General features: G+C 72.1%; 20 protein-coding genes and 2 pseudogenes. 15 read left to right on the top strand and 7 right to left on the bottom strand.

What is annotated here, in order from left to right; translation table 11 throughout:
* The first annotated feature begins 56 nt into the window (after positions 1 to 56).
* On the top strand, positions 57 to 1,283 hold the full coding sequence (locus tag MKW14_RS22065; protein WP_240864799.1) for an acyl-CoA dehydrogenase family protein: 1,227 nt from the start codon (positions 57 to 59) through the stop codon (positions 1,281 to 1,283).
* 60 nt (positions 1,284 to 1,343) lie between these two features.
* Here the strand turns inward: MKW14_RS22065 and MKW14_RS22060 are convergent, their stop codons facing one another.
* The 5 genes from MKW14_RS22060 to MKW14_RS22040 all read right to left on the bottom strand — a co-directional run bounded on the left by MKW14_RS22060 (position 1,344) and on the right by MKW14_RS22040 (position 6,095).
* Positions 1,344 to 1,580 (bottom strand): DUF6213 family protein, encoded by a 237-nt coding sequence (locus MKW14_RS22060; RefSeq protein ID WP_240864798.1) that lies wholly within the window; start codon positions 1,578 to 1,580, stop codon positions 1,344 to 1,346.
* Positions 1,581 to 1,605: 25 nt separating this feature from the next.
* Positions 1,606 to 3,000, bottom strand: coding sequence for an NADP-dependent succinic semialdehyde dehydrogenase (locus MKW14_RS22055; protein ID WP_240864797.1), 1,395 nt, complete (start codon positions 2,998 to 3,000; stop codon positions 1,606 to 1,608).
* 76 nt (positions 3,001 to 3,076) lie between these two features.
* On the bottom strand, positions 3,077 to 3,544 hold the full coding sequence (locus tag MKW14_RS22050) for an NUDIX hydrolase (RefSeq protein WP_240864796.1): 468 nt from the start codon (positions 3,542 to 3,544) through the stop codon (positions 3,077 to 3,079).
* A complete protein-coding gene (locus MKW14_RS22045) occupies positions 3,541 to 5,079 on the bottom strand; it encodes an ATP-dependent DNA ligase (RefSeq protein ID WP_240864795.1) in 1,539 nt (512 codons plus the stop codon). Before MKW14_RS22045 ends, MKW14_RS22050 begins: the two co-directional genes overlap by 4 nt.
* Positions 5,080 to 5,171: 92 nt before the next feature.
* The gene (locus MKW14_RS22040; protein WP_240864794.1) at positions 5,172 to 6,095 is read right to left on the bottom strand and encodes an NAD(P)/FAD-dependent oxidoreductase; all 924 of its coding nucleotides are present in this window, start codon (positions 6,093 to 6,095) and stop codon (positions 5,172 to 5,174) included.
* Positions 6,096 to 6,174: 79 nt separating this feature from the next.
* Between MKW14_RS22040 and MKW14_RS22035 the strand changes: the two genes are divergently transcribed.
* The 6 genes from MKW14_RS22035 (at position 6,175) to MKW14_RS22010 (ending at position 11,447) form a co-directional block, all read left to right on the top strand.
* Positions 6,175 to 6,765, top strand: coding sequence for a helix-turn-helix domain-containing protein (locus MKW14_RS22035; protein ID WP_240864793.1), 591 nt, complete (start codon positions 6,175 to 6,177; stop codon positions 6,763 to 6,765).
* A 107-nt stretch (positions 6,766 to 6,872) separates the two neighbouring features.
* Entirely contained in the window at positions 6,873 to 7,850 is a 978-nt protein-coding gene (locus tag MKW14_RS22030; RefSeq protein WP_240864792.1) for an NADPH:quinone oxidoreductase family protein, read from the top strand.
* Complete coding sequence (locus tag MKW14_RS22025) at positions 7,847 to 9,028, top strand: acyl-CoA dehydrogenase family protein (protein ID WP_240864791.1); 1,182 nt, start codon at positions 7,847 to 7,849, stop codon at positions 9,026 to 9,028. Before MKW14_RS22030 ends, MKW14_RS22025 begins: the two co-directional genes overlap by 4 nt.
* Positions 9,025 to 10,107, top strand: a complete 1,083-nt coding sequence (locus MKW14_RS22020) for an acyl-CoA dehydrogenase family protein (RefSeq protein WP_240864790.1) — start codon at positions 9,025 to 9,027, stop codon at positions 10,105 to 10,107. The genes MKW14_RS22025 and MKW14_RS22020 overlap by 4 nt, the downstream gene beginning before the upstream one ends.
* Before the next feature lie 171 nt (positions 10,108 to 10,278).
* Positions 10,279 to 11,142 (top strand): phosphatidylinositol-specific phospholipase C/glycerophosphodiester phosphodiesterase family protein, encoded by an 864-nt coding sequence (locus MKW14_RS22015; protein ID WP_240864789.1) that lies wholly within the window; start codon positions 10,279 to 10,281, stop codon positions 11,140 to 11,142.
* A 110-nt stretch (positions 11,143 to 11,252) separates the two neighbouring features.
* Positions 11,253 to 11,447 carry a hypothetical protein gene (locus MKW14_RS22010; RefSeq protein ID WP_240864788.1) on the top strand — a complete coding sequence of 65 codons (195 nt, stop codon included), beginning with the start codon at positions 11,253 to 11,255 and terminating at the stop codon, positions 11,445 to 11,447.
* 12 nt (positions 11,448 to 11,459) lie between these two features.
* Here MKW14_RS22010 and MKW14_RS22005 read toward each other — a convergent pair whose 3' ends face one another.
* Positions 11,460 to 12,707 carry a phosphodiester glycosidase family protein gene (locus MKW14_RS22005; protein WP_240864787.1) on the bottom strand — a complete coding sequence of 416 codons (1,248 nt, stop codon included), beginning with the start codon at positions 12,705 to 12,707 and terminating at the stop codon, positions 11,460 to 11,462.
* A 75-nt stretch (positions 12,708 to 12,782) separates the two neighbouring features.
* On the bottom strand, positions 12,783 to 13,142 hold the full coding sequence (locus MKW14_RS22000; protein WP_240864786.1) for a DUF779 domain-containing protein: 360 nt from the start codon (positions 13,140 to 13,142) through the stop codon (positions 12,783 to 12,785).
* Here MKW14_RS22000 and MKW14_RS41310 point away from each other — a divergent pair.
* From MKW14_RS41310 to MKW14_RS21960, 8 genes and pseudogenes are all read left to right on the top strand, one after another.
* Positions 13,050 to 13,694: pseudogene (locus tag MKW14_RS41310) on the top strand (molybdopterin cofactor-binding domain-containing protein); the annotation flags it as partial. The gene MKW14_RS22000 and the pseudogene MKW14_RS41310 overlap by 93 nt on opposite strands.
* 61 nt (positions 13,695 to 13,755) lie before the next feature.
* A pseudogene (locus MKW14_RS21990) lies at positions 13,756 to 14,115 on the top strand ((2Fe-2S)-binding protein); the annotation flags it as partial.
* A gap of 78 nt (positions 14,116 to 14,193) precedes the next feature.
* Positions 14,194 to 17,568, top strand: coding sequence for a pyruvate carboxylase (locus tag MKW14_RS21985; RefSeq protein WP_240864995.1), 3,375 nt, complete (start codon positions 14,194 to 14,196; stop codon positions 17,566 to 17,568).
* 78 nt (positions 17,569 to 17,646) lie between these two features.
* On the top strand, positions 17,647 to 18,138 hold the full coding sequence (locus MKW14_RS21980; protein WP_240864785.1) for a DUF1360 domain-containing protein: 492 nt from the start codon (positions 17,647 to 17,649) through the stop codon (positions 18,136 to 18,138).
* Positions 18,139 to 18,370: 232 nt separating this feature from the next.
* Entirely contained in the window at positions 18,371 to 19,453 is a 1,083-nt protein-coding gene (locus MKW14_RS21975) for a substrate-binding domain-containing protein (RefSeq protein ID WP_240864784.1), read from the top strand.
* A 156-nt stretch (positions 19,454 to 19,609) separates the two neighbouring features.
* A complete protein-coding gene (locus MKW14_RS21970) occupies positions 19,610 to 20,944 on the top strand; it encodes an ABC transporter substrate-binding protein (RefSeq protein WP_240864783.1) in 1,335 nt (444 codons plus the stop codon).
* A gap of 87 nt (positions 20,945 to 21,031) precedes the next feature.
* On the top strand, positions 21,032 to 22,009 hold the full coding sequence (locus MKW14_RS21965; RefSeq protein ID WP_240864782.1) for a carbohydrate ABC transporter permease: 978 nt from the start codon (positions 21,032 to 21,034) through the stop codon (positions 22,007 to 22,009).
* Positions 22,006 to 22,869 carry a carbohydrate ABC transporter permease gene (locus MKW14_RS21960; RefSeq protein ID WP_240864781.1) on the top strand — a complete coding sequence of 288 codons (864 nt, stop codon included), beginning with the start codon at positions 22,006 to 22,008 and terminating at the stop codon, positions 22,867 to 22,869. The genes MKW14_RS21965 and MKW14_RS21960 overlap by 4 nt, the downstream gene beginning before the upstream one ends.
* Positions 22,870 to 22,892: the final 23 nt, after the last annotated feature.

The raw sequence follows: 22,892 nt of genomic DNA, 5'->3' as shown, positions 1-22,892 counted from the left end.
GTAACAGACTGGTGTTACCGCTAGTAACACGTATGTGCGCCGCCGCTGGAGGGGACATGGCCGAGTTCACCATGGAGCTCAACGACGAACAGAAGGAGGTCCGGGACTGGCTGCACGGCTTCGCCGCCGACGTCATCCGCCCCGCGGCCGCCGAATGGGACGAGCGTGAGGAGACTCCCTGGCCGGTCATCCAGGAGGCCGCGAAGGTCGGCATCTACTCCCTCGACTTCTATGCCCAGCAGTACTTCGACCCCACCGGCCTGGGCATTCCGATGGCCATGGAGGAGCTCTTCTGGGGCGACGCGGGCATCGCCCTGTCGATCGTAGGCACAGGTCTGGCCGCCGTGGGCGTTCTCGCCAACGGAACCGAGGAACAGATCGGCACCTGGATCCCGCAGATGTACGGCGACGCCAACGACGTCAAGGTCGCCGCGTTCTGCTCCTCCGAGCCCGACGCCGGCTCCGACGTGGCCTCCATGCGCACCCGCGCCGTGTACGACGAGGCCAAGGACGAGTGGGTGATCAACGGCACGAAGACCTGGGCGACCAACGGCGGTATCGCCAACGTCCACGTCGTCGTCGCGTCCGTCGACCCCGACCTGGGCTCCAAGGGCCACGCGTCCTTCATCGTCCCGCCGAACACGCCGGGGCTGGCGCAGGGCCAGAAGTTCAAGAAGCACGGCATCCGTGCCTCGCACACCGCCGAGGTCGTCCTCGACAACGTACGCGTGCCCGGCTCCTGCCTGCTCGGCGGCAAGGAGAAGCTCGACGAGCGGCTCGCGCGGGCCCGTGAGAAGGCCAGGCAGGGCGGGGAGCGGGTGAAGAACGCGGCGATGGCCACGTTCGAGGCCTCGCGGCCGGCGGTCGGTGCGATGGCCGTGGGCACGGCCCGTGCCGCGTACGAGGTCGCCCTCGACTACGCCAAGACCCGTGAGCAGTTCGGCCGGCCGATCATCGACAACCAGGGCGTCGCCTTCCAGCTCGCCGACATGCGTACGTCCGTGGACGCCGCTCGGCTGCTGGTCTGGCGTGCCTCGTGGATGGCGATCAACGGCAAGCAGTTCACGGCGGCGGAGGGCTCGATGTCCAAGCTGTTCGCGAGCGAGACGGCGAAGAAGGTCACGGCCCAGGCGATCCAGATCCTGGGTGGCAACGGCTACACGCGGGAGTACCCGGTGGAGCGGATGCACCGGGACGCGGCGATCTACACGATCTTCGAGGGGACGAGTGAGATCCAGCGGCTGGTGATCGCGCGGACCTTGTCGGGAATGCCGATCCGGTAGCGCCGCGGGGGTGCGGTGGGGGTGATGCCGCCGTGCCCGGCGATCACTGGTCCGGGTCGGTCACGGCGTGCCCCCGCTGCTGTGCGCGATGCACGCCACGTCGATGCGGTCGGCGAGCTTGGCCAGCTCGATGGTCAGAGCCGCCACGGTGTCCTCGTCGAGCCCGCCCTCCCCGGCCTCGACGAGGTGCAGCCACCGCCCGCCCACGGTCCGCAACAACTTGCTGACGTCGGCCGCGGCCACCTGCAGGGTCCCGCGGTCGTCGACGATCAGAGGGAGAGTCACTTCGCGGTTCACACCGGGGATGTTAGCCGCGCGGGCGTCACGCTCCGTGCCAAACCGTCGTGATGTTGCAGAACTCGCGGATTCCGTGCCCGGACAGCTCACGCCCGTAACCGGACCGCTTGACCCCGCCGAACGGGAACGCCGGATGGGAGGCGGTCATGCCGTTGAAGAACACACCGCCGGCCTCCAGGTCCCGCACGAACCGGTCGACCTCGGCCTCGTCCCGCGTCCACACGTTCGAACTCAGGCCGAACGGCGAGTCGTTGGCGATCAGCACGGCCTCGTCCAGATCGGCGGCGCGGTACAGCGTGGCGACCGGTCCGAACGCCTCCTCCCGGTGGATCCGCATCTCGCGGGTGATCCCGGCGAGCACGGTCGGCGGGTAGTACCAGCCGGGCAGCTCCGGCCTGCGCAGCCGGTGACCGCCGCACAGCACCTCGGCCCCGCTGTGCTTCGCGTCCTCGACCAGTTCCTCCAGATCGGCCCGGCCCTGCTCGCTCGACAGCGGCCCGACCTCGGTGTCCTCCTCCATCGGGTCGCCGACCTTGAGGGCCTTCATGCCCTCGACGAACCGCTCGGCGAACCGGTCGTACGCGTCCGCGTGCACGATGAACCGCTTGGCGGCGATGCACGACTGCCCGTTGTTCTGCACCCGCGCGGTCACCGCGATACGCGCGGCGCGGTCGATGTCGGCCGACGGCATCACGACGTACGGATCGCTGCCGCCCAGCTCCAGGACGGTCTTCTTGATCATCTCGCCGGACGAGGACGCGACCGCCCGCCCCGCGGGCTCACTGCCCGTGAGCGTCGCCGCCTTGACGCGGTCGTCGCGCAGGATGTCGTCGACCGCGGCGGAGCCGATGAGCAGGGTCTGGAAGCAGCCCTCGGGGTAGCCCGCCTGACGGAAGAGGTCCTCCAGGAACAGCGCGGTCTGCGGGACGTTGGAGGCGTGCTTGAGCAGGCCCACGTTGCCCGCCATCAGCGCGGGCGCGGCGAACCGGACGACCTGCCAGAGCGGGAAGTTCCACGGCATGACGGCGAGGACGGGGCCGAGGGGCCGGTAGCGGACCCGCACCCGTGAGGCGCCGGAGTCCTTGACGTCGAAGTCGGAGGGCTCCTCGTCGGCGAGCAGTTCCTCGGCGTGCTCGGCGTACCAGCGCATCGCCTTGGCACACTTGGCCACCTCGGCACGGGCCTGCTTGATCGGCTTGCCCATCTCGGTGGTCATCACACGGCCGACGTCCTGCTGCAACCCGTCGAGCAGCTCGGCGGCCCGGTTCAGCAGACGGGCCCGCTCGGCGAAGGTCGTCGTCCGGTACGTACGGAACGTCGCCTCCGCGAGCTGGAGCCGGCGCTCGATCTCCTCCTCGCCCATGGCCTCGTACGTCTTGAGCGTCTCGCCGTTCGCCGGGTTCACCGTCGCGATGGGCATGGCTGACCTCCCTGGGGCGGCTTGGTGTTACGACCTTCCCGCGCGACGCGGGCGACCGCAACGCGTGTGCGTCTGCTCAGGGCGAGTACTCCGCCAGGCGCTCGAGAAACGCCGACTGGGCCTTGACGATCACCTCGCGGGCCCGGTCGAGGCCGAGCCACTCCACGCGGTCCAGTTCCGGGAACTCCTTGGTCCGTCCGGACTTCGGGGGCCACTCCATCGTGAACAGGCCGGGGCTGACGGTCGCCGGGTCGAGGTCGGCCTCGACCGCCCACGCCGTGACGATCTTGCCGTTGGTCTGGCGCACCTCACCGAGCGGTACGGCCTCGCCGTCCGGCGGCTCCAGGCCCAGTTCCTCGCGGAACTCCCGGCGGGCCGCGTCCCAGGCGGGCTCGTCGGGCTCGTACTCGCCCTTGGGGACGCTCCACGCCCCGGCGTCCCTCTTCGCGAAGAACGGTCCGCCCATATGGCCCAACAACACCTCCAGGCCGTGATCGGTGTGCCGGTACAACAACAGACCCGCGCTGCGCCTGCCCGTCGTCACGGGTGCACCTCCGGGTGGGCGGCGAGGAGTGTCTCCACGGTGTCGGCGTCCGCGGGGCGCTTGTCCTCGCGGTAGCGGACCACGCGGGCGAAGCGCAGGGTGACGCCGGCCGGGTAGCGGGTGGACCGCTGCAGACCGTCGTAGGCGATCTCGACGACGAGTTCCGGGCGTACGGTCACCACGTGGTCGTTCTCCGCCACGGCGATCTCCCGCAGCCGCTCGGTCTGCCAGGTCAGCATCGCGTCGGTCATGCCCTTGAAGGTCTTGCCGAGCATGGCGAACCCGCCGTCCGCCGTGCGCGCGCCCAGGTGCAGGTTGGAGAGCTTGCCGGTGCGGCGGCCGTGGCCCCACTCGGCGGCCAGCACCACGAGGTCCAGGGTGTGCACGGGCTTGACCTTCAGCCAGGACGCGCCGCGCCGGCCCGCGCTGTAGGCGGCGTCGAGGCCCTTGACCACCACGCCCTCGTGGCCCCGCTTGAGGGTCTCGGCGAGGAAGTCCTCGCCCCTGCCCGCGTCCTCGGGCCCGGCGACCACGACGCGCCGTACCCGCATCGGCTCGGGGACCAGCCGGGCCAGCTCGGCGTGCCGCTCGGCGAAGGGCAGGTCGAGCAGGTCGCGGTCGTCGACGGAGAGGGCGTCGAAGAAGACGGGGGAGACGGGGACGGACTTGGCGGCCGTGGCCACGTCGACGCGGGAGCCGACGCGGCCGGCGGTCTCCTGGAAGGTGCGGGGCCGCCCGTCGGCGTCGAAGGAGATGACCTCGCCGTCCAGGACGAAACGGTTCCCCCGCAGCCGCAGCGCGGCCCCGGTCACCTCGGGCAGACGGTCGGTGATGTCGTCGAGGGTGCGGGTGTAGATCCGTACGCTGTCGCCGGTGCGGTGGACCTGGACGCGGATGCCGTCCAGCTTCTCCTCGACGGCGCAGGCGCCGAGCTTTTCCACCGCCTCGGTCACCGAGGAGGCGGTGTGCGCCAGCATCGGCAGCACCGGACGGCCCACGGTGAGCCGGAACTGCTCCAGGGCCCCGGGGCCGTCGGCGAGCAGCGTCCGCGCGACGGTCTGGAGCGAGCCCGCGAGCATCACGGCCCGGCGCACGTCCGCGGGCGGCGCCCCGGTCGCCTCCGCCAGTCCCTCGACGGCGACGGCGTCCAGGGCGCCCTGCCGTACCTCGCCGGTGAGCAGGCCGAACAGGAAGCGCTGTTCCTCCGTGGTCGCCGCGCCCATCAACTCACCGACCAGCCGGGTCCGTTCGGCCTGTGAGCCGGAGCCGGAGACCTTGCCGAGCTCGGTGAGGCGGGCGTCGACCTCGCGGACGGTGAGCGTGGGGTCGGCGGCGGGGGCGACCGGGCGGCTGAGCACCTTCCAGCCGACTCCGAGCCGCCCCTGGGGCAGCCGTCCCGCCAGATACGGGATCACGATCGGTACGTCGTCCGCCTCGGCGTCCCGGAACAACTCGGCGAGCAGAGCGATCTTCCGGGACCGCGCGGAGGTGGCGGCGACCTCCTGGGACACATGGGCCAGCCGGGCAAGCAGCATGCTGCCATGGTGCAACGCGTCGGGCCGGGTTACACCCGGACGAAGGGGCCCCGCATCGGGCGAGGGCGCGCTGGAACCAGCCGCGCCGTGCCTCAGAGCGCCGCGTCGAGGTCCGCCATCAGCAGTTCTCCGTTGATGGTGGCGCCGACCCGGTAGCCGCGGCTCGCCGCGTTGACCACCTGCTCGGCGAAACCGGAGGCGTTGCCCGCCGCCCACAGGCCCGGCACGCTCGTCTTGCCCCGTTCGTCGATGACGGGGTAGGCGCCGAAGGGCGTCTCGCTCATCTCGGCGCCCAGCCGCTCCAGCAGTCCTGTCCGCGGGACGGCACGCGGCGCGACGAACAGCACCGACCGGTCGTGGACCGTCCCGTCCGCGAGCCGTACCCCTCTCAGCCGGTCCTCCTCGACGACCAGACCCGCGACCTCGCCCGGCACGACCTCGACACCGGCCGCGGCGAGGCGGCGCGGATCGTCGTCCGACAGCTCGGACTCGGCGACCGTGTGCAGGAAGAACGTCACGTCCTTCGACCACTGCGACACCATCAGCGCCTGATGGGCGCTCAGCGGGGTCGTGGCGAGCACGCCGAAGGCCTGGTCGCGGACCTCCCAGCCGTGGCAGTACGGGCAGTGCAGCACGTCCCGGCCGAAGCGCTCGGCGACCCCGGGCACGGCGGGCAGCTCGTCCTTCAGGCCGGTGGCGACGACCAGGGCCCGCGCGGCGACGGTACGGCCGCTCTCCAGGGCCACCGCGAAGCCGTCGCCCCGCGAGGCGTCCACCGCGCGGTCGCGGACCAGCTCGACGCCGTACCGGGCGATCTCCTCGCGGCCGATCGCCAGGAACTCGGCGGGCGGCATGCCGTCGCGGGAGAGATAGCCCTGCATATGGGCGGCGGGCGCGTTACGGGGTTCGCCGGCGTCGACGACCAGGGTGCGGCGCCGGGCGCGGCCCAGGACCAGTGCGGCGGAGAGCCCGGCCGCACCGCCGCCGACGACGACCACTTCGTACTTCTCGGTCATGGGGGACCACCTCCGTTCCCGACGGTCGCCCGAGCACTGCAGCATTGACAAACCCGTTTGCCGAAACTGCAATGACGTCATGAATGACTCCACGAGCGACGACACCGACGAGGTCCTGGCCGAGGTCGGGCCCCGGCTGAGGCGGATCCGCAAGGAGCGCGGCGCCACGCTCGCCGGGCTCTCGGCGGCCACCGGCATCTCGGTGAGCACGCTGTCCCGGCTGGAGTCCGGGCTGCGCAGGCCGAGCCTGGAGCTGCTGCTGCCGATCGCGCGGGCGCACCAGGTGCCCCTGGACGAGCTGGTCGGCGCCCCGCCGGTCGGCGATCCACGGGTGCGGGCCAAGCCGCTGGAGCGGGGCGGGCACACGTTCTGGCCGCTCAGCAGGCAGCCCGGCGGGCTCCAGGCGTACAAGATCCTCACCTCGCCCGGCAGGCGCGAGCCGGATCCGCGGACGCACGAGGGCTACGAGTGGCTGTATGTGCTGTCCGGGCGGCTGCGCCTGGTGCTGGGCGAGCACGATCTGGTGCTCGGGCCGGGAGAGGTGGCCGAGTTCGACACCCGGGTGCCGCACTGGTTCGGGTCGACGGGGGAGGGGCCGGTGGAGTGCCTGAGCCTGTTCGGCGCGCAGGGGGAGCGGATGCACGTACGGGCGCGGCCGAAGCGGTCGTAATGGCGCCGCGGGGTCGGTCCGCGGGTTCACAGGTGGGCAAGCGACCGCTTAGTATGCGAGTGACCCGGTTGGACGACGCAGTCGACGCAGTCCCGTGGAGGCACCGCATGCAGGCATGGCAAGTGCACGAGAACGGCGAGCCGAGTGAGGTGATGCGCCTCGCGGAGGTGGCGCTGCCCACGCCCGGCGAGGGCCAGGTGCTGCTGAAGGTGCGTGCCGCCAACATCAACTTCCCGGACGTGCTGATGGCCCGCGGCCAGTACCAGGTCCGCCCGCCGCTGCCCTTCACGCCGGGCGTGGAGATCTGCGGCGAGACCGAGGAGGGGCGCCGCGTGATCGCGAACCCCGCGCTGCCGTACGGCGGCTTCGCCGAGTACGCCGTCGCGGACGCCGCCGCCGTGCTGACCGCGCCGGACTCGCTGGACGACGCCGAGGCCGCCGCGCTGCACATCGGCTACCAGACGGGCTGGTTCGGCCTGCACCGCCGGGCGCGCCTGGAGGCCGGGGAGACGCTGCTGGTCCACGCCGCCGCGGGAGGGGTCGGCAGCGCGGCCGTCCAGCTCGGCAAGGCCGCCGGGGCACGGGTCATCGGTGTCGTGGGCGGCACCGAAAAGGCGGCCGTGGCCAGGGAGCTGGGCTGCGACGTCGTCATCGACCGGCGCGGTGAGGACGTCGTGGGCGCGGTCAAGGAGGCCACCGGGGGCCGCGGCGCCGACGTGATCTACGACCCGGTCGGCGGCGAGGCCTACGCGCAGTCGACCAAGGTCGTCGCCTTCGAGGGGCGGATCGTGGTCGTCGGCTTCGCCAGCGGGAACATCCCCGCGCCCGGCCTCAACCACGCGCTGGTGAAGAACTACTCGATCCTCGGGCTGCACTGGGGCCTGTACAACACCAAGAACCCCAAGCTGGTCCAGCACTGCCACGAACAACTCACCGAACTCGCCGCCCGGGGCGCCATCAAGCCGCTGGTCAGCGAGCGGGTGCCGCTGCGGGAGGGCGCGGCGGCCGTGCAGCGCGTCGCCGACGGGGTGACCACCGGCCGGGTGGTCGTCGTCCCGTCGCTCCAGAAGGGAGCCGCCGCATGACCGACGCAGCCGAACTGCGGCGCCGTACACAGGAGTTGCTGGCCGCGCATCCGCCGGCCGGCACCGACCGCCTGGACTTCCTCAAGGCCCGCTTCGACGCGGGGCTGGCCTGGGTGCACTACCCCGAGGGCCTCGGCGGCCTGGGAGCGCCCCGGTCCCTGCAGGCCGTCGTGGACGCCGAGCTGGAGGCCGCCGGGGCTCCCGACAACGATCCCCGGCGCATCGGCATCGGGCTGGGCATGGCCGCGCCGACCATCCTGAAGTACGGGACCGAGGAGCAGAAGCAGCGCTATCTGCGGCCCCTGTGGGTGGGGGAGGAGGTCTGGTGCCAGCTCTTCAGCGAACCGGGCGCCGGCTCCGACCTGGCCGCGCTCAGCACGCGGGCCGTGCGCGAGGGCGACGACTGGGTGGTCAACGGGCAGAAGGTCTGGACGTCCAGCGCCCATCTCGCCCGCTGGGCCATCCTCATCGCCCGCACCGACCCGGACGTGCCCAAGCACGCGGGCATCACGTACTTCATCTGCGACATGACCGACCCCGGCGTCGAGGTCCGTCCGCTGCGGCAGATCACCGGCGAGGCGGAGTTCAACGAGGTCTTCCTGACCGACGTCCGCATCCCGGACTCCCGGCGCCTCGGCGAGGTCGGCGACGGCTGGCGGGTCGCGCAGACCACGCTGAACAACGAGCGCGTCGCCATCGGCGGCATGCGGCTGCCCCGCGAGGGCGGCATGATCGGCCCCGTCTCGAAGGCCTGGCGCGAGCGGCCCGAGCTGCGCACCCACGACCTGCACCAGCGGCTGCTCAAGCTCTGGGTGGAGTCCGAGGTCTCCCGGCTCACCGCCGAGCGCCTGCGCCAGCAGCTGGTCGCCGGCCAGCCCGGCCCCGAGGGCGCCGGCATGAAACTCGCCTTCGCCCGCCTCAACCAGGAGATCAGCGGTCTCGAGGTCGAACTCCTCGGCGAGGAGGGCCTGTTGTACGACGACTGGACCATGCGGCGACCGGAGCTGGTGGACTTCACGGGCCGCGAGGCCGGTTACCGCTATCTGCGCTCCAAGGGCAACAGCATCGAGGGCGGGACCAGCGAGGTCCTGCTGAACATCGTCGCCGAGCGGGTCCTGGGCCTGCCCGCCGAGCCGCGCACAGACAAGGACGTCGCATGGAAGGACCTGGCCCGATGAGGAAGGCGCCCGACCTGCTGTACTCGGAGGAGGAAGAGGCGCTGCGGGCGGCCGTACGGGACCTGCTCGCCGACCACTGCGACGCCCCCGGCGTCATCGCCCGCACCGAGTCCGACGCCCCGCACGACCTCGCCGCCTGGAAGGCCCTCGCGGACGGCATGGGCCTCGCGGGGCTGCTGGTGCCCGAGGCGCAGGGCGGCCAGGGCGCCACCCACCGCGAAGTCGCCGTCGTCCTGGAGGAGTTGGGCCGCGCGGTCGCCCCCGTGCCCTACCTCGCCGGCGCCGTCGTCGCCACCGAGGCGCTGCTGGAGTGCGGGGACGAGGAACTGCTGGGCCGGCTGGCCTCCGGACGGGCCATCGGGGTGCTCGCGGTCGGTCTGCACCGCGCTCCCGGCACCGCGTTTCCCGCCGTACGGCTGGAAAGCGCCGCCCTGCACGGGGAGTTGACCGGCATCGCGGACGCCGCCGTGGCGGACGTACTGCTGGTGCCGGCCGAGGACGGCGGGCTGTACGCGGTGGAAGCCGACGACGCGACCGTCACCCCTCAGGTGTCCCTCGACCTCACCCGGCCGCTGGCCACCGTCACACTCGACGGCGCCCGGGGCCGCCGCCTCGGTGACGCCCAACCCGCCGTCCGGCGGGCGCTGCGGGCCGGTGCCGGACTGCTCGCCTCCGAGCAACTCGGGGTCGCGGAATGGACGTTGACTCAGACCGTGCGCTATCTGAAGGAGCGCAAGCAGTTCAACCGGCCCGTCGGCGGCTTCCAGGCGCTCAAGCACCGGCTCGCCCAGCTGTGGCTGGAGGTCGCGAGCCTGCGTGCCGCGGCCCGCAACGCGGCCGACGCGCTCGCCACCGGCGAGGACACCGACCTCGCGGTGGCCGTCGCCCAGGCCTACGCGTCGCCCGTCGCCGTCCATGCCGCCGAGGAGGCGCTGCAGTTGCACGCCGGCATCGGTATGACCTGGGAACACCCCGTCCACCTCTACCTCAAGCGGGCCAAGGCCGACTCGATCGCCTACGGCACGGCGGGCGCCCACCGCGGCGCGGTGGCCGAACTCGTCGACCTGCGGGCCCCCTGACGGTCACTCGGTGAAGCCCGCCCCACCTGGGGCGGGCTTCTTCGTGTGCCCGTGCCGAAGGAGTGAACGGGTGACGGCGGTCCGGCCAACTCCTGGCATGTACAGGTTCATAGGGTGCCAACGCGCCTCATACTCCCTGTGGTTCCGACCCGCCCCACAGGGAGGCAGAACATGGCCCTCGTCACCCGCCGCAGAGCCCTCACCACCTTCGGCGCCACGCTCGCCGCCGTGCTCGCCCCGCCGGCCGGCAGCGCGTTCGCGGACGGACGCGAGCACACCAGGCGCCCGTTGTGGCGCGCCCACGCCCACAACGACTACGAGCACCCCCGCCCCCTCTTCGACGCGCTCGACCACCGGTTCGGCAGCGTCGAGGCCGACATCTTCCTCGTCGGCGACCAGCTGCTGATCGGGCACACGGTCGACGACCTCGACCCGACCCGCACCCTGGAGTCCCTCTACCTCGACCCGCTGTCCCGCATCGTCAAGGCCAACCACGGCTCCGTGTACCGGGGTTGGCGCCGGCCGCTGCAGCTGCTCATCGACATCAAGACCGAGGGCTCCTCGACCTACCTCGAACTCGACCGCCATCTGCGGCGCTACCCGCACTTGTTCACGACCTACGCCCACGGACGTGTCCACCCCGGCGCGGTCACCAACGTCATCTCCGGCGACCGGGCCGCCCGCGTCCCCATGGAGGCGCAGAGCGTGCGCCGCGCCTTCTACGACGGCCGCCTCACCGACCTCGGCACCCCGGCGCCCGCCTCCTTCGTCCCGCTGGTCAGCGACAACTGGCAGCTCACCTTCACCTGGCTGGGCGAGGGCGCCTTCCCCGACGCCGAGCGGCGGAGGCTGCGCGGCATCATCGGCCAGGCGCACAAGGCCGGGCAGAAGGTGCGGTTCTGGAACACCCCCGACCTGGCCGGACCCGCCCGGGACGCGCTGAGGACCGAACTGCTCACCGCCGGCGTCGACTACGTCAACACCGACGACCTCGCCGGACTGGAGTCCTTCCTGGACACCCACAAGGCGGCCTGAGAACCACACGTTCGGAGGACAGGTCAGCCGCCCGGACGAACCCCCCGCTGCGCCACACTTACGGCCGAAAGCCGCGAACCGCGCGTGCGGCGTGGCGGAGGAGGTTGACGATGGCGATTTCCATCTCTGTGGTGCTGCTGTTCCTGATCCTGGCGGTGATCTTCCTGCGCAGCGGCGGGCTGAAGTTCTCGCACGCCCTGGTCTGCATGCTGCTCGGCTTCTTCCTGGCCGGCACCAGCATGGCGCCCACCATCCACAGCGGCCTCACGGCGACCGCCGACATCGTCAGCAGCCTGCGTCCGTGAGGCCGTGCGCGGTCACCGCGCGAGGAAGACCCCGATGCCGTTGGGGACCGGGCGCTCCGCGCCGCCGGACGGATGGTTGCGTACGGTCACGCCGCTCGCTCCCGGTGCCCGGGCGACCAACGTCGTCGAGCCGCCGCCGTCCAGGCTGAAGGCGTCCACCGAGCCCAACGCCCGCAGCTCGGAGGCCACTTCGGCGATCGTCAGGCCCTTGCGGTACCTGGGCGCGCCGTCGAGGGCGAACAGCAGGACCCGTCTGCCGCCGTCCGCGATGCCGACGGCCGTCCGCACGGCCGCCGTGCTGTCGTCCAGCCCGGTCACCGGCCGTCCGCCCCTGAGCACCGGGTAGCCGCCGAGGGCGAAGCGGTACGGGATCCTGGACGTGGCCCCGACCAGACGGTGCGTCACCGTCACCCGCTCGCCCTTCACGAGCCTGCGCAGCCGGTCCGCGCCCGTCTCCCGGCCGACCAGGACCGTGCTGCCTGCCGCGATGGGGCCCGCGCCGGGCGCGGTCGCCGTCGACACCACCCGGCCGTGCCGGACCGTCACCTCGTAGGTGTCCGTGCTGCACGCGGCCGCCCGGTCGGTGTCCGTGCCGCAGGTGGCGCGCACCCGGGAGACGCCGCCCCAGTCCGAGGTGAACGCGCCGACCGAGTTCACCGGCAGCGCGAACTGGTTGAACCCGCCGAGCGGCAGGCGCCCCACCGGTGTGCGGACCGTCCCCTGGAGGGTCAGGTGGTCCAGTCGGGCCCTGCGGTCGGTGCCCACCCCGAGCACGTCCCCGGTAATGGTGCCGGGCGGCAGCGCCGGGCCGAAGCGCTGGCCGTCCGGCACGGACGCCTTCAGCGGGCGACCGTGCGCGATCGCCGGTCCGTCCGTGGAGCCGGTGGCCTCGACGCCCGGGTGCTGGGTCTCGGCGATGTTGAAGAAGTCGCCGTTGACGCCCGCGACCGCGCCCTGCGCGTCGGCGAGCCGGGAGACGGGTGCCCTGGCGGCCACCGCGCCCGGGTACAGCAGGTCGAGCCGGACGTGTGTGTCGCGCAGGTCGACGGTCACCAGATGGGCGCGGGTGCGCCCCTTCGCCCCCTGGATGTCGAACTGCCGGTAGGTGACGCCCTTCGCGACCACGGTGCCGGCGGGTACGGCGCCGGCCGGTGCCGCCCCCACCAGGGCGGCACCGGCCAGCGCGCCGAACGCCGTGAGAAGAGCGAGTACGGATCTGTGGGATCCGCCTGCCGGAAAACGCCTCTGACGATGCGTCACACTGTCCCCTGAGGTCTCGTCAACTGCCCGGAACAACAAAGGAAGTGCAGCAGAAGACGAGGACCGGCGGGGTGGCTAGGCGTCGACTACACGAGAACGGGTGAGAAAACGCACCCCCTCGGGTGCCTCCAGCGAGAAACCGCTGCCGCGGCCCGCCACGACGTCCACGATCAGCCGGGTGTGGCTCCAGGCCTCGTACTGGCTTCGCGCCATCCAGAACGTCACCGGCTCCGGCACGCCCTCGACCTCCAGCTCCGCCAGCAGCACGTCCGAGCCGCCGGTGCGGAACTCGCCGTCCGGGTAGCACATGGGCGCGCTGCCGTCGCAGCAGCCGCCGGACTGGTGGAACATCAGCGGTCCGTGCGTGGCCCGCAGTCGGCGCAGCAGGTCGGCGGCCGCGGGGGTGAGCTCGACACGCGGGGTCTCCTCGTCCATGGGGCCAGGGCAGCACACCGGAGGTTGCGAGAGGGTTGCACCCCCGGGGGACGCCTGCGTACGTACCTCTCGGGCAACCCGCAGAACGGCCGCCCCCTCCCACCGGTTGACGTAGTGGGCGACGCACCCGAGGAGTGTCCGTTGGACCGCGTCGAGTCCTCCCCTCCCGAACCCCGCGCGGTCTCCCGCCGCAGGTTCAGGGTCTACTCCCTGTCCGCCGCCACCCTCACCGTCGCCGCCCCGCTCGCCTGCGACACCTCCAGGGCACGGGGCTCCGAGTCCGCCGGCGCGGTGGCCGCCGGTGACGACGACGAGCTGCTGGTCCTGGAGGTCACCCAGGCGAACCGGGTGGTCGTGCGGCTGCCCCGGGTCGAGGTGGGCCAGGGCGTCACCACCGCCGTCGCCATGATGATCGCCGAGGAGCTGGACGCCCGGCTCGCCGACGTCGACATCCCCCTGGCGGACGCCCGTGCCAAGGGCAACCAGTCTTCCGGCGGCTCCAGTTCCGTCCGGTCGCTCTACGACCCCGCACGCCGGCTCGCCGCCACGGCCCGCGCGAGGCTGGTGACGGCGGCCGCGCACCGCCGGCACCTGCCCGCCCGGAGCCTGCACACCCGGCGTCTGCCGCGCCTGCACCAGCCACCTCGACGGCGACGAGATCCAGCCCTGCGTCGTCAGGGTCGAGGACTGCGCGGGCCGGAGGGTCACCACCATCGAGGTCCTGGCCGACGGCGACACCCTGTACCCCGTGCAGCAGGCGTGGCTGGAGCGCGACCTCGCCCAGTGCGGCTTCTGCCAGCCGGGTCAGATCATGGCCGCGGTCGCCCTGCTGAAGCGGACAGCCCGCCCCACGGACGCCGACATCGACGGCATCGAGAGCGTCTGCCGGTGCGGCACCTACAGCCGGATCCGGGAAGCCATCGAGAAGGCCGCGGCGGAGATCAGCACGGCGACGCCGAAAATCACCCCTTGAGTGGCCCGCCTCACATGGCCATCCAGGCATGTCACCGACACCATGGGGGACGTCATCGGCAGGCTGAAGGGAGCGGCGATGTTCCGCAAGGTGCTGGTCGCCAACCGTGGTGAGATCGCGATCAGGGCATTCCGTGCCGGCTACGAGCTGGGTGCCAGGACGGTCGCCGTCTTCCCGCACGAGGACCGCAACTCGCTGCACCGGCTCAAAGCCGACGAGGCGTACGAGATCGGCCAGCCCGGCCATCCCGTGCGGGCCTATCTGTCGGTGGAGGAGATCGTCCGTGCGGCCCGCAAGGCCGGCGCCGACGCCGTCTACCCCGGCTACGGCTTCCTGTCGGAGAACCCGGAGCTGGCCAAGGCCTGCGAGGACGCGGGCATCACCTTCGTCGGGCCCAGCGCGCAGACCCTGGAGCTGACCGGCAACAAGGCCCGTGCCGTCGCCGCCGCCCGCGCGGCCGGCGTCCCGGTGCTCGGCTCCTCCCAGCCCTCCAACGACGTCGACGAGCTGGTGCGCGCGGCCGAGGAGATCGGCTTCCCGGTGTTCGTGAAGGCCGTCGCCGGCGGTGGCGGCCGTGGCATGCGCCGGGTCGAGGACCCGGCCGCGCTGCGCGAGTCCATCGAGGCCGCCTCCCGTGAGGCCGCGTCCGCGTTCGGCGACCCGACCGTCTTCCTGGAGAAGGCCGTCGTCGACCCCCGCCACATCGAGGTGCAGATCCTCGCCGACGGCGAGGGCAACGTCATCCACCTCTTCGAGCGCGACTGCTCCCTCCAGCGCCGCCACCAGAAGGTCATCGAGCTGGCCCCGGCGCCCAACCTGGACCCGGCCCTGCGCGACCGCATCTGCGCCGACGCCGTCCGCTTCGCCCGCGAGATCGGCTACCGCAACGCCGGCACCGTCGAGTTCCTCCTCGACCGGGACGGCAACCACGTCTTCATCGAGATGAACCCGCGCATCCAGGTCGAGCACACGGTCACCGAGGAGGTCACCGACGTCGACCTGGTCCAGGCCCAGCTGCGCATCGCCTCCGGCCAGACCCTCGCCGACCTCGGCCTGTCCCAGGAGACGGTGAAGCTGCACGGCGCGGCCCTGCAGTGCCGTATCACCACCGAGGACCCCGCCAACGGCTTCCGCCCCGACACCGGCCGCATCAGCGCCTACCGCTCGCCCGGCGGCTCCGGAATCCGCCTCGACGGCGGAACCACCCACGCCGGTACGGAGATCAGCGCGCACTTCGACTCCATGCTGGTGAAACTCACCTGCCGGGGCCGGGACTTCAAGGCCGCCATCGGACGGGCCCGGCGTGCCGTCGCCGAGTTCCGCATCCGCGGTGTGGCCACCAACATCCCCTTCCTGCAGGCGGTGCTGGACGACCCGGACTTCCAGGCGGGGCGGGTGACGACCTCGTTCATCGAGGAGCGCCCGCATCTGCTGACGGCGCGTTCCTCGGCGGACCGGGGCACCAAGCTGCTGACCTACCTCGCCGACGTCACGGTCAACAAGCCGCACGGCGAGCGTCCCGACCTGATCGAGCCGACCACCAAGTTGCCCCCGCTGTCCGAGGGCGAGCCGCCCGCCGGCTCCCGCCAGAAGCTCGTGGAGCTCGGCCCCGAGGGCTTCGCCCGATGGCTGCGCGAGTCGCCGACCATCGGCATCACCGACACCACCTTCCGCGACGCCCACCAGTCGCTGCTCGCCACCCGGGTGCGCACCAAGGACCTGCTCGCCGTCGCGCCCGTCGTCGCCCGCACCCTGCCCGAGCTGCTCTCCCTGGAGTGCTGGGGCGGCGCCACCTACGACGTCGCGCTGCGCTTCCTCGCCGAGGACCCCTGGGAGCGGCTGGCCGCCCTGCGCGAGGCCGTGCCCAACATCTGTCTGCAGATGCTGCTCCGCGGCCGCAACACCGTCGGCTACACCCCGTACCCGACCGAGGTGACCGACGCCTTCGTGCAGGAGGCCGCGGCCACCGGCATCGACATCTTCCGCATCTTCGACGCCCTCAACGACGTCGGCCAGATGCGCCCCGCCATCGACGCCGTCCGTGAGACCGGCACCGCCGTCGCCGAGGTCGCCCTCTGCTACACCTCGGACCTGTCCGACCCGAACGAGCGCCTCTACACGCTCGACTACTACCTGCGCCTCGCCGAGCAGATCGTCGAGGCCGGCGCCCACGTCCTGGCGGTCAAGGACATGGCCGGCCTGCTGCGCGCCCCGGCCGCCGCCAAGCTCGTCTCCGCGCTGCGCCGCGAGTTCGACCTGCCGGTGCACCTGCACACCCACGACACGGCGGGCGGCCAGCTCGGCACCTACCTGGCCGCGATCCAGGCGGGCGCGGACGCGGTGGACGGCGCGGTCGCCTCCATGGCCGGTACGACCTCCCAGCCCTCCCTGTCTGCGATCGTCGCCGCGACCGACCACTCCGACCGGCCCACCGGCCTGGACCTGCAGGCGGTCGGCGACCTGGAGCCGTACTGGGAGAGCGTCCGCAAGATCTACGCCCCCTTCGAGGCGGGCCTCGCCTCCCCGACCGGGCGCGTCTACCACCACGAGATCCCCGGCGGGCAGCTCTCCAACCTGCGCACCCAGGCCGTCGCGCTCGGTCTCGGCGACCGCTTCGAGGAGATCGAGGACCTGTACGCGGCCGCCGACCGCATCCTGGGCCGGCTGGTCAAGGTCACCCCGTCCTCCAAGGTGGTCGGCGACCTCGCCCTGCACCTCGTCGGCGCGGGCGTCACCCCCGAGGACTTCGAGGCGGCCCCCAACCGCTACGACATCCCCGACTCGGTCATCGGCTTCCTCCGCGGTGAACTGGGCACCCCGCCCGGCGGCTGGCCCGAGCCCTTCCGCAGCAAGGCGCTCGAGGGGCGCGGCCCGGCCAAGCCGGTGCAGCAGCTGACGCCGGAGGACCGTGAGGGCCTGGCCAAGGAGCCCCGCGCCACCCTCAACCGCCTCCTGTTCCCCGGCCCGACGCGGGAGTACGAGGCCCACCGCGCCGCCTACGGCGACACCAGCGTCCTGGACAGCAAGGACTTCTTCTACGGTCTGCGCCCGGGCAAGGAGTACTCCGTCGACCTGGAACCGGGCGTGCGGCTGCTGATCGAGCTGGAGGCGGTCGGCGAGGCCGACGAGCGCGGTATGCGCACGGTGATGTCGACCCTGAACGGGCAGCTCCGGCCCATCCAGGTGCGGGACACGTCCGCAGCCTCCGACATCCCGGCCACCGAGAAGGCCGACCGGGGCAACGCCGGCCATGTCGCCGCGCCGTTCGCCGGTGTGGTCACCCTCGCGGTCGCCGAGGGCGACGAGGTGGACGCCGGGGCGACCGTGGCCACCATCGAGGCGATGAAGATGGAGGCCGCGATCACCGCGTCCAGGGCGGGCCGCGTGACCCGCCTCGCCATCAACCGGATCCAGCAGGTGGAGGGCGGCGACCTGCTGGTCGAGATCGGCTGAAGCCCTTCTTCGCGACGATTCCGATGGGCCGTATCGGGAAACCCGGTACGGCCCATCGGAACCGCAGGAGAGGGCGCCATGACTGCTGCCGACACCGCACGCCACGACGATCGGGACGACACCCCCTTGACGGGGTACGCGGTGCTCGCCGGCGCCTTCACGACCGGCCTCGCGGCCTTCACCGCGGCGGTCCGGGCACGCGGCGTGCGGCCGCCCCAGGACGTGCCGCCGTGGGACGTCGCCCTGATGGGAGCGGCCACCTACAAGGTCTCCAGGCTGCTGGCCAACGACAGGATCACCAGCTTTGTGCGGGCGCCGTTCACCGAGCGCAAGGGGGACGGCGAGGCCGCGGAGGTCATCGACGAGCCGCGCGGCACGGGGGTGCGCCGGGCCGTGGGTGACCTGGTGTCCTGCCCGTTCTGCGTCTCCGTCTGGGCGGCCGGCGCCTTGGTCTGCGGGTACACCACCGCCCCCCGGGCCACCCGGCTGGTCTGCGCGGGCCTGGGCGCGGTGACCCTGGCGGACTGGCTGCAGTACGCCTGGACCTGGACCCAGCAGAGCGTCGAGTGAGGGCCGCCGTGGCCGGAAGTCGCCCCGAGGGGGCATCGGCACGGTGAGAACGACCGAGGCGTCCAGGCCGGGGTCGTCGCCGCTGACGCCTGTCGCGCACTGATCGACACCGCCCGTCGCGGGCGGTGGCTGGACAGGCAGGCCATGTCGCTCCAGGGGATGGTGCTGGTCGCGGGCGATCGTATGATGGTGGCCGGATCGCTCAAACGAACATTCCCGGGGCGGAGGCCGTATGCGTGAGCCGGTCGATCTCAGGCGGCGGCGGATCCTCGCCGCGGTGCAGGCACGCGGTACGGCACGGGTCGCCGACCTCGCCGCCGAACTGCAGGTGTCGGTGGTGACCGTCCGCCGGGACGTCGAGGAGCTGACCCGGGAGGGCAGGCTGCGGCGCGGCCACGGCGTGGTCCGCTCCACGCTGCCCGCCCAGGAACTGCCCGAGCGCGCCGCAGGCGAGGGCGACACCGTGGCCGTGGTGGTGCCCGAGCGGCACTCCTACCTCTACGAGGCCCTGCACGGCGCCCGCACCGTCCTGGACGCCGCCGGCCTGCGGGTCGCCCTGCACATCGCCCCGCAGGTGCCCGGCGCCGAACGCCCCCAGGTGGAGCGGGCGCTCGCGGACGGGGCCCGCGCGGTGCTGCTCGCGCCCCGCTGGCGCAGCCCGGTCGCGGAGAAGGACGACTACCGCTGGCTCGCCGCGCTGGACGTGCCGGCCGTGCTGATGGAGCGCCGCCCCCCGAAGGGCAGCGCCCTGCACGCCATGGACTCGGTCTGCTCCGACCACTGGTACGGCGCCCACCTCGCCGTCGAGCACCTGGTCGGTCTCGGCCACCGGCGCCTGGTCTTCGCGACCCGCGACGACAGCCCCACCGCCCGCACCCTGCGCGCCGCGCTCACCGAGATCGCCGGCGATCACCCGCTGGTCGAGGAGTGGGCCTGGGCGCTGAGCTCCTCCCGCGGCGCCCTCGACCAGCAGCCCACCGATGTGCCGGACCTGGCCGCGCTGTTGCGCAAGGCGGGCGCGACGGCCGCCGTCCTGCACGGCGACGTGGACGCGCTGATGCTGGTGCAGCAGCTCGCCGAGAACGGTGTGCGCGTCCCCGAGGACTGCTCGGTCGTCGCCTACGACGACGTGGTGGCCGGTCTCGGCAGCCCGCCGCTGACGGCCGTGTCACCGCCCAAGGGCGAGGTCGGCCGGGTGGCCGCGGAGCTGCTGCTGCGGCGCCTGGACGGCACCCGGGGCGAGGGGACGCGCTCGGTGCAGCGCGTCGAACTGCTGCCGACCCTCACGGTGCGCGGCTCGACGCGGGCCCTGTGACTCGGGGGCCCGAGGGGCCGTGTCGGCGCTGATGAGCGTTTGACCGCTTTATTTTCTTCTGATCGATCTATTGACCGTTTCTCGTGGGCCACGGAGGATTCCGGTGACTCGAACAGGTCGTGCCCACCCGGGCACGCAGGAGCCTCGGGAGGCCCGATGCCTGGTCGACGCAGCCGTCGATCCGTGCTCGCCGCGATGGCCGCCCTGCCGCTGACCGGTGCCCTGAGCGCCTGCAGCGGACAGGGCGCCACCACGGCGGGCAGCACCAGCGGGACCACGCGCATCACCTTCTGGTCCGCCCTGCGGGGCAGCCAGCAGGTGGTGGACGCGTTCAACCGCACCCACGACCGTGTCCAGGTCGACTTCCAGCAGATCCCGTCCGGCACCCAGGGCGGCTACGCCAAGCTCTCCAACGCCGCCCGGGCCGGCAACGCGCCCGACGTGGCCACCATCGAGTACCCGCAGATACCGGGCTTCGCCATCGACGGCGTCGCCCGCGACATCAGCGGCATGATCAGCGACACCCTCAAGGCCAAACTCCTGCCGCAGGCCCTCGGCCTCACCACCTTCCAGGGCCGCACCTTCAGCGTCCCCCTCGACGTCGAGCCGATGGTCATGCACTACCGCGCCGACCTGTTCGAGCAGTACGGCCTCCACGTCCCGCGCACCTGGGACGAGTTCGCCGAGCTCGCGCACACGGTCAGACGCAAGGCGCCCAAGCGCCGGCTGGCGCTGTTTCCCACCGACAGCCTCGCCACCCCGTTCGCGGCCTACTGCTGGCAGGCCGGCGCCCAGTGGTTCGACACCTCCCACGGCGCCTGGAACGTCTCCCTCGCCGACGCGCCCACCCGGCGCGTGGCGTCGTACTGGCAGAAACTCATGGACGAGGACGTCGTGTTCGTCAACGCCATGGACAGCCGCCAGTACGACGCACAGGTCGCCGACGGGCTGGTGCTGACCCGGCTCACCGGCGCCTGGGACGCCGGCGCGCAGATGAAGGCGCAGCCCGGTCTGAAGGGCAAGTGGCGGATCGCGCCGCTGCCGCAGTGGGACGAGAGCCGGCCGGCCGTCGGCACCCACGGCGGCTCCACCTTCGCCGTCACCAAGGACAGCCGGCACCCCGAGGCCGCCATGGAGTTCATCGAGTGGCAGGTCTCCCACCCCGACGCACTGCGCGCCCGGCTCTCCAGCGGCGCGAGCAGCCAGTACCCGGCCGTGCCCGGACTGGTCCCCGTCGACCGCAAGGCCTTCGACCGCTCCTACTACGGCGGGCAGGACATCTACACGCTCTTCGACCAGGAGGCCCGCAAGATCCGCGACGGCTGGGTGTGGGGCCCGCGGATGACCGCCACCGGCAAGGTGATGCAGGACGGCTTCGCCCGTGTCAGCGGCGGCCAGGGCAGCCTCATCGACGCGGTGCGCGCGGCCCAGGACGGCACGATGCCCGACCTGAAGGCCCTCGGCCTGTCCACCACCCAGCACAGCACCTGAGCCACCGGCAAGGCCCCCGTACCGCATTCGAGCCACCTGCAAGGCATCCGCACCCCACCTGAGCCGCCCGAAAGGCAGGTGAACCCCGTGGCCGCGACCACCCAGCACGCCCCGCCCGCCGCACTCCCCGGCACCGCGCCGGCCCCCGCCCACCGCACCCGCAAGGCGGCCCGGCGCCGTCAACTCGGCGCCTGCGGCGTCCTGATGGCGCCCTTCTTCGCCCTGCTGGTGACCGTCTTCCTGATCCCCGTCGGCACCGCCGTCTACCTCAGCTTCTACGGCGACGACCACCCCGGCCTCGGCTTCGGCGCCGCCCGCACCATTTTCGTCGGGTTCCGCAGCTACACGGCCGTCCTGACCGACCCGACGTTCCTGTCCGGGCTCGGCACGGTCGCCCTGTACTGCCTGGTCTACATCCCGCTCATGGTGATCGGCTCCCTGGCCCTGGCGCTGCTGCTGGACTCCGGGGTCGTGCGGCTGCGGGCCTCGGCCCAGCTCGGCCTGTTCCTGCCGCACGCCGTGCCCGGCATCATCGCCGCCCTGATCTGGCTCTACCTCTACACGCCCGGCATCAGCCCGGTCGTCGAACTGTTCGCCAAGGCCGACATCACGATCGACTTCCTGGGGCTGCACACCGTGCTTCCGTCGATCGTGAACATCGCCCTGTGGAGCAACCTCGGCTACAACATGGTGGTCTTCTACGCCGCCCTGCAGGCCGTGCCCCGAGAAGTGATCGAGGCGTCCGTCGTCGACGGAGCCGGCCCCGTACGCACGGCACTGCAGGTCAAGACCCCGCTGGTGCGCGCGTCCATCGTCATGGTCGCCATGTTCACCCTGATCTGGGGCCTGCAGCTGTTCACCGAGCCGATGCTGCTCAGCCAGTCCTCCCCGATGATCAGCTCCCGCTTCTCGCCGAGCATGTACATCTACGACGCGGCCTTCACCCGCAACAACTACAGCCTGGCCGCCGCCGCCTCGGTCGTCCTGCTGCTGTGCACCATCGCCCTGTCCTACGCCGTCACCCGCTGGACCAGCCGGCTCGACCGCACGGAGGAGGCCCGATGAGCGCCGCCGACACCACCCTGCCGCGCCCGCGGACGCTGGGCCGGGCCACGGTCAACGTCGTGGTCGCCCTCTCCGTCCTCTACACCCTGCTGCCCGTGCTCTGGCTGGTGCTCGCCGCCGGCAAGACCCGCGACGCTCTGTTCGGCAGCAACATCCTGTCCCTGAAGGACTTCTCCTTCGGCCGGAACCTGCACGACCTGTTCGCCATGGACGGCGGCCAGTACGGCCGCTGGTACCTCAACAGCCTTCTGTACGCCGTCCTCGGCGCGGCGCTCGGCGCCCTGGTGAGCGTGGCCTGCGGCTACGCCTTCGACAAGTACCGCTTCCGGCACAAGGAGAAGCTGTTCGGGCTGGTCCTGGCGGCCGTCATGGTCCCGCAGACCGTCCTCGCCCTGCCGCTGTACCTGATGGCCTCCGGCACCGGGCTCGTCAACACCTTCTGGGCGGTGTTCATCCCGGTCCTGTTCAACCCCTTCGGCGTCTACCTCGGCCGCATCTTCAGCCAGGGCTACGTCCCCGACGAGGTCCTGGAGGCCGCGCGCATCGACGGCGCGGGGGAGCTGACCACGTACGCCCGGGTGGCGCTGCGCATGCTCGGCCCCGGACTGGTCACCGTCTTCCTCTTCCAGCTCACCGCCATCTGGAACAACTTCTTCCTCCCGATGGTGATGCTCTCCAACCAGGACCTGTATCCCGTCAGCCTGGGCCTGTACACGTGGAACAGCCAGGCCACCGTCGAGCCCGACTACTACCCGGTGGTGATCATGGGCTCCCTGCTGGCCGTCCTCCCGCTCATCCTCGCCTTCGTCCTGCTGCAGCGCTTCTGGCGCAGCGGACTGACGGCGGGCTCCGTCAAGTAGCCCGGCTCGCTGAGGAGTTAACG

It is taken from the genome of Streptomyces gilvus, assembly GCF_022513565.1.
Classification (GTDB): Bacteria; Actinomycetota; Actinomycetes; order Streptomycetales; family Streptomycetaceae; genus Streptomyces; species Streptomyces gilvus.
The sequence above is the reverse complement of the archived record's forward strand: the minus strand, read 5'-3'. Positions and strand labels throughout refer to the sequence as shown.